At 57.5% G+C, this 14,377-nt stretch carries 12 protein-coding genes and 1 tRNA gene; 9 read left to right on the top strand and 4 right to left on the bottom strand.

Features of this window, described 5'->3' with window-relative positions:
* Positions 1-82 precede the first annotated feature (82 nt).
* Both RAH42_RS05890 and RAH42_RS05885 read right to left on the bottom strand, forming a co-directional pair.
* Positions 83-1,357 (bottom strand): Glu/Leu/Phe/Val dehydrogenase, encoded by a 1,275-nt coding sequence (locus RAH42_RS05890; protein WP_317540163.1) that lies wholly within the window; start codon positions 1,355-1,357, stop codon positions 83-85.
* Between the two features lie 439 nt (positions 1,358-1,796).
* Complete coding sequence (locus tag RAH42_RS05885; protein WP_078017079.1) at positions 1,797-2,438, bottom strand: methyltransferase type 11; 642 nt, start codon at positions 2,436-2,438, stop codon at positions 1,797-1,799.
* A 229-nt stretch (positions 2,439-2,667) separates the two neighbouring features.
* Here RAH42_RS05885 and RAH42_RS05880 point away from each other — a divergent pair, with 229 nt between their 5' ends.
* The 4 genes from RAH42_RS05880 to recQ all read left to right on the top strand — a co-directional run bounded on the left by RAH42_RS05880 (position 2,668) and on the right by recQ (position 8,030).
* Entirely contained in the window at positions 2,668-3,978 is a 1,311-nt protein-coding gene (locus tag RAH42_RS05880) for a Na+/H+ antiporter NhaC family protein (protein ID WP_078017078.1), read from the top strand.
* A gap of 284 nt (positions 3,979-4,262) precedes the next feature.
* Positions 4,263-5,546, top strand: coding sequence for an ArsB/NhaD family transporter (locus RAH42_RS05875; RefSeq protein WP_078017077.1), 1,284 nt, complete (start codon positions 4,263-4,265; stop codon positions 5,544-5,546).
* Between the two features lie 54 nt (positions 5,547-5,600).
* Positions 5,601-6,080: a CBS domain-containing protein gene (locus RAH42_RS05870; RefSeq protein ID WP_078017076.1), complete on the top strand. Its 480-nt coding sequence runs from the start codon at positions 5,601-5,603 to the stop codon at positions 6,078-6,080.
* Positions 6,081-6,173: 93 nt separating this feature from the next.
* Entirely contained in the window at positions 6,174-8,030 is a 1,857-nt protein-coding gene (recQ, locus tag RAH42_RS05865; RefSeq protein ID WP_078017075.1) for a DNA helicase RecQ, read from the top strand.
* A 65-nt stretch (positions 8,031-8,095) separates the two neighbouring features.
* On the opposite strand, the gene rsmA is transcribed toward recQ, so the two are convergent.
* Positions 8,096-8,905 (bottom strand): 16S rRNA (adenine(1518)-N(6)/adenine(1519)-N(6))-dimethyltransferase RsmA, encoded by an 810-nt coding sequence (rsmA, locus tag RAH42_RS05860; RefSeq protein ID WP_078017074.1) that lies wholly within the window; start codon positions 8,903-8,905, stop codon positions 8,096-8,098.
* 56 nt (positions 8,906-8,961) lie between these two features.
* Positions 8,962-9,039, bottom strand: a tRNA-Pro gene (locus RAH42_RS05855).
* A 491-nt stretch (positions 9,040-9,530) separates the two neighbouring features.
* Here RAH42_RS05855 and RAH42_RS05850 point away from each other — a divergent pair.
* The 5 genes from RAH42_RS05850 (at position 9,531) to RAH42_RS05830 (ending at position 14,362) form a co-directional block, all read left to right on the top strand.
* The gene (locus RAH42_RS05850; protein ID WP_317540162.1) at positions 9,531-9,965 is read left to right on the top strand and encodes a hypothetical protein; all 435 of its coding nucleotides are present in this window, start codon (positions 9,531-9,533) and stop codon (positions 9,963-9,965) included.
* Between the two features lie 419 nt (positions 9,966-10,384).
* A complete protein-coding gene (gene ychF / locus RAH42_RS05845; protein ID WP_078016730.1) occupies positions 10,385-11,476 on the top strand; it encodes a redox-regulated ATPase YchF in 1,092 nt (363 codons plus the stop codon).
* Positions 11,477-11,511: 35 nt separating this feature from the next.
* The gene (locus tag RAH42_RS05840; protein WP_078016731.1) at positions 11,512-11,946 is read left to right on the top strand and encodes a hypothetical protein; all 435 of its coding nucleotides are present in this window, start codon (positions 11,512-11,514) and stop codon (positions 11,944-11,946) included.
* 71 nt (positions 11,947-12,017) lie between these two features.
* A complete protein-coding gene (locus RAH42_RS05835) occupies positions 12,018-13,883 on the top strand; it encodes a nucleoside-diphosphate sugar epimerase/dehydratase (RefSeq protein ID WP_143521813.1) in 1,866 nt (621 codons plus the stop codon).
* Complete coding sequence (locus RAH42_RS05830; protein ID WP_078016732.1) at positions 13,880-14,362, top strand: prepilin-type N-terminal cleavage/methylation domain-containing protein; 483 nt, start codon at positions 13,880-13,882, stop codon at positions 14,360-14,362. Before RAH42_RS05835 ends, RAH42_RS05830 begins: the two co-directional genes overlap by 4 nt.
* The last annotated feature ends 15 nt before the right edge of the window (positions 14,363-14,377 follow it).

The following is a 14,377-nucleotide window of genomic DNA, read 5'->3' as shown; positions in this document are numbered from 1 at the left end:
GCAACAAAAAAGGACTGCTTTTCAGCAGTCCTTTTTTGTTGCTTCGGTATAGTGATAACTCACGACGGAGGAACCGTAAAACCTAGAGATACACTCCGCGCATTTCCGTGGCGTCGGCGACGCGTTTGATGGCGGCCAGGAACGCCGCGCGGCGCATCTTCACGTTGTGCGTCTGAGCGTAGTCCCAGACCTTCTTGAAATTGTCCTTCATGATGCTTAGCAGACGGTTGTTGTAGTCCTCTTCGGACCAGAAGAAACCGCCGAGATCCTGGCACCACTCGAAGTAGGATCCGATCACGCCGCCGGAGTTGGCGAGGAAGTCGGGAACGACGAGGATGCCTTTCTGATCGAGGATCTTGTCGCCTTCGGGCGTGGTGGGGCCGTTCGCGCCTTCGACGATGTACTTGGCCTTGATGTCGCCGGCGTTCTTCTCGGTGATGACGCCTTCCAGCGCGCAGGGCAGGAAGATGTCGCAATCGCACGTCTGGATGGAATTGATCATCGTGACGCCCGGTTCCTTGTCAAGACCCGTCAGGAGTTTCTTGGGGTTGGAAGCGATCAGTTTGAACGCCTTGGCGATGTCGATGCCGTTCTCATTGTAGTAAACGCCGGTGATGTCGCTGATGGCGACGACCTTGGCGCCGGCTTCGGCGAGGGTCTTGGCGGCGAAGGACCCGACGTTGCCGAATCCCATCACGGCGCACTTCATGCCCTTGATGTCCTTGCCGAGGGCCTTCATGAATTCGATGGCGCAGGTGGCGACGCCAAGGCCGGTGGCCGCGTTGCGGCCTTTGGAACCCCAGAGGGGAATGGGCTTGCCGGTGAAGATCGCCGGTTCGAGACGACCGCGCATGCGGCTGATGGTGTCCATGAACCAGGTCATGACCTGACCGTTGGTGTTCACGTCGGGCGCGGGAACGTCCGTCCAGGCGCCGACGACCGGTTCGATGCGGGCCGCATAGGTGCGGCTCAGGCGCTCGAGCTCCTTCTTGGAGAGCTTCAGCGCGTCGACGCGCACGCCGCCCTTGCCGCCGCCGTAAGGGATGCCGGCCAGCGAACACTTCCACGTCATCATGAAAGCGAGAGCTTCGCACTCGTCAAGGCACACGTCCTGATGGAAACGCACGCCGCCCTTGGCGGGGCCGACGGCGCTGTTGTGAGCGACGCGGAAACCTTCGAAGACCTTGATGGAACCGTCGTCCATTTCAACGGGGACGGAGACGCAGGTCTTGCGCTCGGAATGGGCGAGGATGTCGGTGATCCCCTCGTCAAGCCCCATTTCCTCAGCTGCGCCGTAGAAGTTCTCGAGTGCCGTGCGAAGGAGTACATTGTCAGACTTACGTTTTACCAAAGCCATAGCAAAACACCTCCTGAGATTTAGCGGTAAAATACCGCTTCAAACCGAACACATGCTACATCAATCACAATTTTATTTTAACACTCTTTCCTGGTGAGTCCAGTGCGTTTATGTGTATACATGTCTTGCTCATAAGTTATGAATATTGACTGTCACTGTAATTATTGATGTTTGCTGATTTTAGATGAAAAATAACTATATATTATCCAGCTTTTTGCTTTGCGACGATAAATATTTATAAAGCCTTTAATATATCTTTGAGCGGCGCACGTGAATGATCTCAGGAGGAATTTCGAAGCGTCCGTTCTGTCTCGGCTCAGAAAAGCCGGGCGAATGCGAGGCATTCGTCCGGCCAGAGAAACGATTTTTTGAATTGTGCGCGGCGGGAGCAAGGCGAGCGCACAAAATGGCAGAGCACCGCACCGTCGGGCAGGAGCGGTCATTGCGAAAGATTATGGCGTTCACTGAGCCTGTGCGCGAAAAAAAGCGCCGCCTTTTCCTCGGCGCGGTTTTGCGGCGTGTGGCAATCGTAGACGAACGCCGGCGGGATGTTGCGGAGCACGAACGAGATTCTGACCGATTCGAAAAGATGACAGAAAAGACGGTGCATTTGTCGGGAATATTGATAGGCGATGAATTGGCCGCTGGGTTTTAAGCATGTCACCACGCCCTGGAGGATTTTGCCGGAAACTTCTCTTGGGAGCGTTGTCCAGGGAAGGCTGGAAATGATCACGTCCAGCGAACGTGGCCTGATGACCTGCGCGAGGTCGCAGGCATCTGGGAACACGGCGATCTTAAATCTGTTTTCGATTTTTTCGCGCAGTTTCCGGTCCAGTTCGAAGACGGAAAGACAGGCATCGGGAGAGATTTTCCTGAGGAGCGCTTCCGTGACAACTCCGGTGCCGGCGCCGAGTTCAGCAACGTCGGTCACTGCGGCCCAGTCCGTGAGTTTGAGCATCTCCTGAACGAGAAAGTGAGAACTGGGCGCGACGCTGCCGATCTGTCCCGGCTGCGCGATAAAACGGCGCAGGAAAAGCAGGGTGCTCCAGCGGGGGAGCAGGGGAATCGGTTCTTTATCCATGAAGGGGCCTCCGAATTGTCGTGAAGGGATGAACGAGGCGTTGAAGTCGTTCCGTAAAATGTGAATAATATTGTATCATAGATCCGCGGGCTGCATGAGGCGGAATGTCGGCAGCGCCGCGCGGCGTTAAGAAAAGCGCGGGCTTAAGTATAAAACAGTTGACACTCCCCGTGGCAATTTTTAGAATCAAACTCTTCAGTGATCGAGTCGTTATTACAGAGGTGCTGGGATGGATCTTGTCGTAGCGTTCGTCTTTTTCGCAGGAGCGATGGCGGTGGGGCTCGGCTGTCGTCTGCCCATGTTCTGGGCGATGACCGTCGGCTATTTCGCTTTTGTCGCCGTGGGGCTGCATCGGGGGTACCGTCTTGGCGTCCTGTTGAAAATGTCATGGCCGGGCGCGAAGAATTCTCTGATCGTCATTCGCGTTTTGCTGTTGATCGGCATGTTGACGGGGCTGTGGCGTTCGGCGGGGACTTTCGCTTTCCTGGTAACGTGGGGAATGCGCCTGATCAGGCCTTCGTTGTTTATCCTCGCCGCCTATGCGCTTTCCTGCGGATTGTCCTACGCGATCGGCACCTCGTTCGGCGTCGCCGGCACTCTCGGCGTCGCCCTGATGGCTTTGGCCCGCGGCGGCGGGGCCAACGAGCTGATCACCGCAGGGGCCATCATGTCCGGCATCTACTTTGGCGATCGCTGTTCGCCGGTATCGTCCTGCGCAAATCTTGTCGCGTCGTTGACGGGAACCGAGCTTTACGACAATATCAGGCTGATGATGAAAACGTCTCTGACGGCGGTCGGGTGTTCGTGTCTGTTCTATTATCTTCTTTCTCTGGCTTACCCGATGCCACGCGCCGACAGCGGCATGATCCTGTCGTTGGAGAAGAGTTTCAATTTGACGCCGTGGGTGATCGTTCCCGCGGTCATCATGTTTGTGATGCCACTGCTGAAAGTGCGGCCGCTTTATGCGTTTCTTGCCAGCATCGCGTGTGCCTGGGGCTGCACGGTGTGTTTTCAGCACGCTTCCTGGAGCGGTTCGCTTCGATATGCCGCCTTTGGGTTCTCCGCCGAGCCCGGCTCTGCGGCGGCGCTGTTCAACGGCGGCGGGCTGAGTTCCATGCTCGACATGTGCGCCGTCCTGTTTATTTCCGGGACCTATTCGGGGATTTTCGACGGCACGCACATGCTCGACGGCCTTCAGGGGCGCCTTGTCGGCTTTATGCGCCGAACGAGTCCTTTTGCCGCGTTGACGCTGGTCGGCGTTATTGCCAACGGGATTTTCTGCAATCAGACGATCGGCATCATGATGACGACTCAAATGATGAAAAGCCCTTATGAACGCGCGGGGCTCAGTCGCGCGGAGCTGGCGCAGGACATTGCCAACTCGACGGTGGTGACGGCGGGGCTGATCCCGTGGTGTATCGCCTGTTCCGTGCCGCTGGCGATGCTGGGAGTCCCGGCGCGGGCTCTTCCGTATGCCGCGTACCTCTATTTGCTCCCTCTTTCCTATGCGCTGATGAAAAGGATCTGGTTCAAAAGCTGATCGCTCCGAAGAACGGGAATGGCCGAAGAAGCCGTTCTCGTTCTGTTTTTATGACTGTCGGTACGCTTTTGCCGTTCGCATCGGGGCGTTTGCGTACGCACGATGAATTCAAGGGGCTGGCTTGTAACTTGCAATGTGTTGTTTATGTGCTATTTGCCTTGCGTTTTTTTGGGGTTGAGCTATACTGCGCTATGCAATCCAAACGTAATGTTCCCCGGAGCGGCGAAACCGGCCGAGGGGGAAAAACGCCTTGGCATTATCATTTCGCTCAGGAGGCATGATACATGGACATCAGAGCTTGGGCGGCGCTATCCATCTTTGTCGGCGTCATCGCCGCGATCGCCAGCGGCAAGGTGAAGTCGACGACCGCCACGCTGCTGGGCGCCTCGGTGATGGCGCTGAGCGGCCTTCTTTCCGGCGATCAAATCGTCGCGGCGATCGACCACAACACGGTCGGTCTGCTCGTGGGCATGATGATCGTCGTGGGGATTCTGTCGAAGTGCGGCGTGTTCCAGTATATCGCCGTCAAGGCCGTGAAGGTGACCGGCGGCCGGGGGCGCCTGATCCTCTGGTCGATCTCGTTCATCACGGTGATCCTTTCGGCGTTTCTCGACAACGTCACGACGATCCTGCTGGTGACGCCGGTTGTATTGTCGCTCTGCGATCTGATCGGCCTCAAACCGCTTCCGTTTCTGATGGTGGAGAGCTTTGCCTCGACCATCGGCGGCACGGGGACGCTGATCGGCGATCCGCCCAACATGATCATCGGCTCCATCGCCGGACTCTCGTTCAATGACTTCATCAGAGTGATGACGCCTGTCGCCCTGGGTGTCTGGGCGGCCGTCACGCTGTATATGGAGCGCCGCTACCGCGCCGAGCTGAGCGCCGTGGACGCCGAGGCGACGGCCCGCCTGAACCAGGTCGACGAGTCGAAGCTGATCACCGACCGGCGGCTGATGACCAAGGCGCTGATCGTCATCTCCTTCGTCCTGGCCGCGTTCGTGCTGCAGAAGCAGATCGACGTCGAGCCCTCGGTTTCGGCCCTGACGGCCGCGGCCGTGCTTCTGATCATCACCGGCATCGACGACGCGGCGATCATCCGCGACGAAGTGGGCTGGACGACGATCATTTACTTCGTCTCGCTTTTCGTCATGGGCGGCGGGCTGCGCGCTACCGGCGTGATCACCGCCATAGCGCACGGCATCGCGTCGCTTTTCTCCGACTCGCCGCTGCTGATGGCGCTGGGGATCCTTTGGGTCTCGGGCATTGCCTGCATCTTCATCAACAGCGCGGCCTTTGCGGCGATCTTCGTCTACGTCGTCGCGGAAATCGCTTCGGCGACCGGCATGCCGGCGACGCCGCTGTACTGGGCGCTGGCTTTGGGCGCCTGTCTCGGGGGCAACGGCAGCTATCTGGGGGCGGCCGCCAATGCGGTGATGGCCGATCTGGCCGTGAAAAACAACGTCGGCATTTCCTTCGGGTATTTCATGAAGATCGGTCTGCGCGTCGTGTTGATCTCTCTGTTCATTTCTTCCGCGGCGGTGTACGTGATCTGCAAATTGTCGTAGAATCATGGTGCGGGGAACACCATTCAAAATCGATCGTTAAAGGGGCTGAGTATCGTGAAAATCGGCGAGTTGATGGACCGCGACCTCACGGCGCTGCACGAGGAGAACACCGTGGCGGAAGCGATCGAAACGCTTTTGCGGCATCACATGACAGGGCTCCCGGTGCTCGACGAGGATTGTCATGTCCTCGGTTTCGTCAGCGAAGAGGACATCATCAAATCCGCGCTGCCGGATTATGTCTCCAAGCTGCCCTCTTCGGCGTTCCTTCCCGATTACGGGCAGTTCTCCGCGCGTCTGGCCGCGGCCGGCGCAAAGCTGGTGAAAGACATCATGCACCGCGGCTGCGTCGCCTTCGATGTTGACGAGACGGATTTCGTCGTCGCGGCGGAAATGATCCGCAGGCACATCAAGGTCGCTCCCGTCCTCAAAGACGGCGTGATGGAAGGCTATATCAGCCGCGCCTACCTGATCAAGAGGATGATGCGCGCGGCGAACCCCGGAAGCGACGTGGGAGTTTTAGACGATCAGCACTGAATGCGAAAAGGGGAGGCCCGCGACGGGCCTCCCCTTTTTCATATCTGGTGTAGAATAGGCGTGAAGACCATTTGAAGCGGAGGCGGAAAAACGGTGGACGAAAAGCTGAAAATCCTGAAACGGTACTTTGGCTACTCTTCCTTTCGCCCCGGCCAGGAAAAAACGATCGACGCGCTGATCGGCGGGCGGGACACTTTCGCCGTGATGCCGACCGGCGCGGGAAAGTCCATCTGCTACCAGATCCCGGCGCTTCTGGGGCGCGGCGTCTCGCTGGTCGTCTCACCGCTGGTGTCGCTGATGAAAGACCAGGTCATGTCTCTCGTACAGATGGGAGTCAAGGCCGCTTATATCAACAGCTCGCTGACGCCGGCGCAGATCCGCGTCGTCCTCGGTCGGGCGGCTGCCGGGCAGTACAAGATCATCTACGTCGCTCCCGAGCGTTTGCTGACGGGTGGCTTTCTGCAGTTCGCGCGGAGCGCGCCGCTCGATTACGTGACGGTCGACGAGGCGCACTGCGTCTCCAAATGGGGGCAGGATTTCCGACCCAGTTATCTGGACGTGAAGGCGTTTATTTCCGAACTGCCGAAACGTCCTGTGCTCGGCGCCTTTACGGCCACGGCGACGGCGGAAGTCAGGGAAGACGTCGTCGACCTGCTGGGGTTGGAACGCCCGTACAAAGTGGTGACGGGATTCGACCGGAAGAATCTCTTTTACGAAGTGCGCCATCCGTCCGAGCGCCGGGCGGAGCTGCTGCGCATCGTCAAGGACTTTTCCGGGCGCAGCGGGATTGTGTACTGCGCCACGCGGAAGAACGTGGACGAAATATGCGAGATGCTTCGGGACCGAAACATTCCCGCCGCGCGCTACCACGCCGGGCTCGACGACGCCGAGCGCTCGCGCAGCCAGGACGACTTCATCAACGACCGCGTCGGCGTCATGGTAGCGACGAACGCCTTCGGCATGGGCATCGACAAGTCGAACGTTTCCTACGTCGTCCACTACAACATGCCCGGCGACATGGAAAGTTACTATCAGGAAGCGGGTCGGGCCGGCCGCGACGGCGAACCGGCACGGTGCATCCTGCTCTACGGCGCGCAGGACGTGCGCACGCAGCTTTTCTTCATCGAACACATGGGCGAAAATTCCGCGCCGGGCGACCGGAACCAGAGCGAACTGCAGGAATTGGCGCGACTCCGTCTGAAAGGCATGATCGATTACTGCTTTACTTCCGGCTGTCTGCGCGCCTATATTCTGAAGTACTTCGGCGAAGAGCCGCCGTCGCGCTGCGACAACTGCGGCAACTGCCAGAGAGTTCTCGAACAGGTCGACGTCACGATCGACGCGCAGAAGATCCTCTCCTGCGTGAAGCGCGCCCATGAAGCCTGGGGCGTCAAAGTCATCATGGACGTGCTGCGCGGCAGCAAAGCGGCCAAACTGCACGAGAACGGCCTCGACGGGCTGACGACGTACGGCATCATGGCGGACGTTTCCGAGCGGCGTCTGCGCGACATTATCTTCTATTTGATGCAGGAAAAATATCTGGCCAGTTCCGGGGGCCAGTATCCGCGGCTGATCCTGGGCGAACGGGCCGCGGAAGTGCTGCGCGACCGCAGAAATATCGCGGCGCCGCTGCCGCAGATCGAGAGCCGGGCCGCCCGCAGCGAAAAGAAGAAGCGCATGCAGGCGCAGATGACATCCGCTTCTCAGCCGGAACTTTACGAGCGGCTCAAGTCGCTGCGCTTCGAGATCGCCCGCGCCAAAGGCGTGCCCGCCTTTATGGTGTTCACGAACGCCGCGCTGACCGACATGAGCGAAAAAATGCCGCGGAGCATCGACGAATTCCTCGAAGTTTCCGGCGTCGGCGAGCGCAAGGCCGCGGAGTACGGCGAACGCTTCGTCGCCGCCATCGAAGCCTGGCTGAACGAACGGCGGCCGTCCGCGGAAAAATAAGGAGCCGATAACGAACAGGACGCGCGATGATCCCGGATCATCGCGCGTCTTCGTATGTACGGGCTTCAATTTTCGGCCGCTGCAAATTCCTGGAAAAGGGCGCGCCATTGGGGCGCGGTCAGCTCTTCGGCCCTGGCCGCGAGGCCGATCCCGGCCGCCGCAAAAATTGCGGGGAGCCTGCTTTTGTCGCAGCCGGCGGCCGCAAGATTGTTGACGAGCTTTTTGCGGCGCTGGGCAAAAGCCGCAGCCAGAAGTCGCCGCCACAGAGGGGAAGCGGCGAGGTCGAAGTTTTTTGTAAGAGCGATTGAGATGAGCGCCGACCAGACTTTGGGCGGCGGATTGAAAGAGCCGGGCGAGACTTTCATGAGCGTCCTGACCGCGCCCATCTGTTCCAGCGTGATCCCGAGCGGCGACCGCCCTTTTGTTGCCGGAGGCGCGTTCAGGCGGTCGGCGGCTTCTTTTTGCACCAGAAGGATCAGCCGTTCCAGGCGGTTCGGCCCCAGCTCGGCGAGGATTTTCCAGATCAGGTCGGTCGTGATGTTGTAGGGGATGTTGGCCAGGACCTTGGTGGGAAGCGGGGAAAGCTGCCTTAAATCGACGGACAGCGCGTCGCCCCAGGAAATCTTGAAACGGTCGGGGTGCCTGGTCCGGAGCGGTTCCAGCCACGGCGCGAGCCGCCGGTCGATCTCCAGCGCGTGCACGAAGCGGCAGGAGCTTTGCAAAAGCTCCCGGGTGAGCGCTCCCTGCCCCGGGCCGACTTCGAGAACGACGTCCGCGGGATTGAGCGCGCCCGCTTCGAGGCAGCGGCGCGCGACTGCGGGATTGTTGAGGAAATTCTGCCCAAGGCTGATTTTGTTGTTGAAAGTGTGTGTCATGGTCGAATCCCGGATTATGAAAAAAGCGGATGCCGGAGGCATCCGCTGGAAATTTCTGGTCGGGACGAGAGGATTCGAACCTCCGACCACCTGAACCCCATTCAGGTACGCTAGCCAGGCTGCGCTACGTCCCGTTTAAGACATTGGGCATTATAGCCCTGCGGTGAAGAAGTGTCAAGCGCCAATTTGAAAAGTTGCGCGATTTGCCGAATCTGTGAAATTCTTCAAGGTAAATGCAACGCAACATCCGGTACCCCGTTGCATTAAATCTGAATTAAAAGGAGCTTGCATTTAGTCTGAATTGATGAAAGACCTTTCTTACGAGACAACAGATCTCGGAAAGGAGTTCATCATCATGAACAAACATTTGACTCTGGCTGAAAGAAAAGCCATTGAAAGCGCCCTCAACCGGCGAGAATCTCTCAGAAGTATTGCCTCAACAGTTCTGAAGTCGCCGAGTACGATCTCCAGAGAGATCAGAAAACATGCAGAGACTGTCTTCAAAGGCTGTTATGGCCGGACAGCAAACTGCTGCCTTCACCGGTATGACTGCTCCGTTACTTCCCTTTGTAACACCTCTCCGAAATGCCGTTCACTGTGTTTCCGGTGCTCAAGATGTAATACGATGTGTCCTGACTTTAAGGAGGAGGTCTGCCCGCAGCTTTCGGTTCCTCCGTATGTCTGTAACGGCTGCCCCAACCGTCACCGCTGCACTTTAAAAAAACGGATCTATTCTGCTAAATCTGCAAATGACTCTTACGAGAAAACTTTGCATGAGGCTCGTGAAGGCTTCAATATCTCCGATGCCGAGCTTGCAGATATTGATTCTTTTTTCTCTCCTCTCATCAAACAGGGGCAGTCTCTCTATCATATTATCCGTAATAATCGAGATACTGTTCCCTGTTCTGAAAGTACCGCCAGACGGCTCCTGCTTTCGGGTATTTTAGAGGCACGGAAAATAGACTTGCCCCGAGCTGTCCGTTTTAAGAAGAGAAAGGGAAAAAGAAATAACATGAAGGTGGATAAAAAATGTCGTGAAGGCCGTACCTATCGCCGGTAAATAACGGCTCCTTTTTAATTTCTTGATTGCATTAACTCTGAACTGAAAATTTTGCTTTCAGTTGAGGATCACTTTTGTATGCACTTTTTTCGGACAATTTCCTCGTAACAGCTTTTCATCCCCTTGAATTTGTTCCGTTAGCGCAATCTTGATCGTTATTATGTGTTCGTAATGACTGCTTGCTGCTTTTGTCCTGTCAAAGTAAATGCAACCCCGTCGCATTTACTTTGACGAGGTTGCATTTACTCTGAAAATTTACCTCGCCGATTTTCAGCAGTGAAAATAATAAGAATCCGATGTAAAATGTTCAGTGCATGTGACACGGGGAAACTCTGCGCCGTACTCCGGGAAATCCTTTGCGTATGATTTTTTGCGGTTTGCCTGTTCATCTTCATCAAATTTGAAATGAGGGATCGTCGTTGAAATTAGGTATTGTAGGTCTGCCGAACGTGGGCAAGAGCACTCTTTTCAATGCCATCACAGCCGCCGGGGCGGACGCGTCGAACTATCCTTTCTGCACGATCGAACCCAACGTCGGCGTGGTGGAAGTACCCGATCCGCGTCTCAAAGTCCTTTCCGATATGTTCCACTCGGTGAAAATCACCCCCGCCGTCGTCGAATTTTACGACATTGCCGGTCTTGTGCGCGGCGCCAGCAAGGGAGAAGGGCTGGGGAACAAATTTCTCGCCAATATCCGCGAGGCCAGCGCCATCGTCCAGGTGGTGCGCTGCTTCGAGAACCCCAACATCGTCCACGTGGACGGCTCCGTGAATCCGGCCCGCGACATCGAGACCATTGAACTGGAGCTGATCCTTTCCGACCTGGAAATGGTGGAACGGAACCTCGCCAAACTGGAGAAACTGGCGAAAGCCGACAAAAAGCTGGCACCCAACCTCGAACTGCTGCGTCGGGCGAAGGAAACGCTCGAAGCCGGCAAACTGGTGCGCACCCTTGCGTTGAACGATGAAGAAAAGCAGTATCTTCGCGGTCTGAATCTCCTTTCCGACAAGCCGATGCTCTATGTGGCCAATATCGCCGAGGATGAAATCGGCGTGGCGGCGTTGAACGAGTACGCTCAGGTGGTCCGCGACCATGCGAAGGCCGAAGGGGCGGAGTTCGTGACGATATGCGCTCAGATCGAAGCGGAGATCGCCGAGCTTGCCGATGCTGAAAAGGCGGAGTATCTCGAAGCTCTCGGGCTGAAGGAAGCCGGGCTGGACCGTCTGATTTCCGCGGGATACCGTCTGCTGGGGCTGATCTCGTTCTTGACGGCGGGAGAAAAGGAATCGCGCGCTTGGCCGATTCGCAGAGGAACTTTGGCTCCGCAGGCGGCGGGCACGATTCACAGCGATTTCGAGCGCGGTTTTATCCGCGCCCAGATCGTCGGCTATGACGATCTGATCGCCTGCGGCTCGATCGCCGAGGCGAAAGCCAAGGGGCTGCTCCGTCTTGAAGGGAAAGAGTATGTCATGCAGGATGGCGACGTGGTGGAATTCCGTTTCAACGTTTAAACACGCATAAATTTCATGAAAGGTATGTGGTAAAAATGGCGATGCAGATCAGTCTCGATGAAGTGCTGTCCATGCTTCTTTCGCGCGTGGACGCCATGGCGGTGGCCAACGAAAACATGAAGAGCAAGTTCAACATCCTGGCGCGCGCTCTTTATAAAAAGGGGCTTTTGACGGACGATGACCTTGTCCAGTCGGTGAAAGACGAGCACAAACTGCTCCTCGACCTTGGCGCCATCAAAGAGATGCCTGACGATGCAGCGCTCAAATCGATCGCGGACAACATGATCGTCTGGATCAAGAACGATGCCGAGGCCATTCGGAAGAACATGAAGGATTACGAGGCGAAGGTGAAGGCGATGATCGAGGAAGAGGAAAAGAAACCTCGTCTCGACGTGGCTTCTGCCGCCGATTTGCAGCGGCTCGAACGCATGAGCGGCAAAAAGTCGGGCAGCGGACTTATTATTCCTTAAGGACGATGGGGCCGAGAACCGGATTTTGAAGAAAAACCGTTAAGAGGAGCCGGCTCAGGAGGGGAACGGAAGTGGAGAATTTTGGCCTTCAGATCGTCGGGGCGTGGCGCAGCCTGGGTGCCCGGAACGGCTGCGTGGCCCTGGTCGATGCGCTTCTGCTGAGCCTGGCGGTGTACGTGAGTTACGCCTTGAGATTCTCGATCTTTTTGGAACATGCGGCGGCTTATGGGATCTTCGAGGCGGGGCCGCTTTACGTTGCGGCCGTCATGTTTTCGTTTTATGCCGGCGGAGTCTATCGGGTCTACTGGCTGCAGACGAGCATCGAAGAACTTCTGATCCTGCTGAAAGCCTATCTGCCGGCCTGCGCCGTGCTGATCGGGCTGTATGTTGGGACCGACGTCCCGTTCGTGGTGCCGCGGAGCGTTATGGGAATGCTGTTCCTCTGCGGTTTTGCCTTCCTGACGCTGTCGCGCCTCTCATGGCGGCTGACCTTGCAGGAACACAACGGGAATCCGCGGAGGAGAACGCTGATCGTCGGCGCCGGGGAGGCGGGCGTGCTTTTGGCTCGCGACCTGAAACGACATGATTCTGACTTCAACGTCGTCGGCTTTCTCGATGACGATCCGGCCAAATTGAAAAAGACGATCGCCGGCATTCCCGTCCTTGGGACGCTCCGCGAGCTGATCGGCATTGTCGGGGCCGAGCGGATCAGCGACGTTTGGGTGGCGCTGCCTTCCGCTCCGGCTTGCAGAGTCCGCGATCTCCTGAACGGACTTCTGTCCCTGAAGAGTTCCGTGCGTATTCTGCCTTCGCTGCAGGAACTTGCGGACGGCACGGTCTCTCTGAACAAATTGCGCAAGGTCCGCCTCGAGGATCTGCTGCCCCGGGAGCCCGTCAGCCTCGATGCCGAACAGATCGGTCAGCTTCTCCACGGGCGGACGGTCTTGATTTCCGGTGCGGGAGGCTCGATCGGCAGCGAAATCGTCCGCCAGATTCTGCCTTACGCGCCCGCGGCGCTGGTTTTGCTCGGCCACGGCGAGTTCTCGATTTACACGCTGCTGGAGGAATTGCGGGAAAGGGCGTGCCAGACCGAACTTGTGCCGGTGATTGCCGACGTCGCTGATGAAAGGGCGATGGAAGAAGTTTTTTCTCGGTGGCGTCCGGACATCGTTTTTCACGCGGCGGCCCACAAACATGTGCCGCTGATGGAATGCAACGCCCGCGAGGCGATCCGTACCAACGCGCTCGGCACGTGGATTCTCGGCAGAATGGCCGGCAGATACGAGACGAAACGTTTTGTGATGATTTCCACGGACAAGGCGGTCAACCCGAGCAGCGTCATGGGGGCCAGCAAGCGGATCGCCGAGATGGCCTTGATGGAACTGCAGAAGGATTATCCGCAGACGGCTTACATGGCGGTACGCTTCGGCAACGTTCTCGGCAGCCGCGGCAGCGTTGTTCCCAAGTTCGAGCGCCAGATCGCGGCGGGCGGCCCCGTAACGGTGACTCATCCGCGGATGGTCCGCTATTTCATGCTGATCCCGGAGGCAGCCGGGCTGGTTCTGCAGACGGCGGCCATCGGTTCGCCTGGGCGGATTTACGTCCTGGACATGGGAAAACCCGTCAATATCGCCGAAGTCGCCCGGACGCTGATTCGTCTGAACGGTTACGAGCCGGACCGCGATGTCAGGATCGCGTATACCGGCATTCGTCCGGGCGAGAAGCTCTTTGAAGAACTTTTTTACGATGAGAAACACGTGGAAGCGACCTCGCACTCGAAAATTTTCTGCGCGAAAATCTCTGAAGAAGGACGCGCCGAGATCACAGGGATGCTTGGCAAAATCGAAACGCTTCTCGGGGAGCCTGAGATCGCGTCGTCTCTTGCGAAGATCGTCCCGGAATATAGAGGTTCGGGCGAAGCGGCTGGGGAAAAATGACGCGGGGACGGCGGCGGAAAGCTTTTTCTCTCGCGGAAGTCTTGATCGGCATGGCGATCGTCCTCACGCTTTCGGCGGGACTTTTCAATACGCTGCGCACCGAATCCGTCCAGGACCTGGCCAGGAGGGACATGGACGATCTGATGCAGTGGCTCGATTCGGCCATAGCCCGGGCTGACCGCTGGCGATGCAGTTTTTATCTGAGCGTTTACATGCCCTCGGATTTGTCCGCGCCGCATTTCATGACGCTGCGCTGGCTCGGCAGACATTCGGGCAGCGCGGCAGGAGAGAAGTTCAGCGCGAACGTGCAGGTGCGCTGGCGTCTGAATGTGGATCGTCGGAATTTCACGTATCGCTGGCAGACGCATACGATCACGCCGGCATTTACCGTCACGGCCTGCGAAGCGGGCGGCAAAAACACCGGCGAGTCTTTGAAGCTGTCCCTGCGCGGTTTGCTCACGCGGACAAGCTCTCGGTAAGATGTTTACTTTTGA

The organism is Pyramidobacter sp. YE332 (assembly GCF_033060595.1).
GTDB lineage: Bacteria > Synergistota > Synergistia > Synergistales > Dethiosulfovibrionaceae > Pyramidobacter.
Note: the sequence above shows the minus strand (reverse complement) of the source record. Positions and strands in the feature narration are given on the sequence as shown.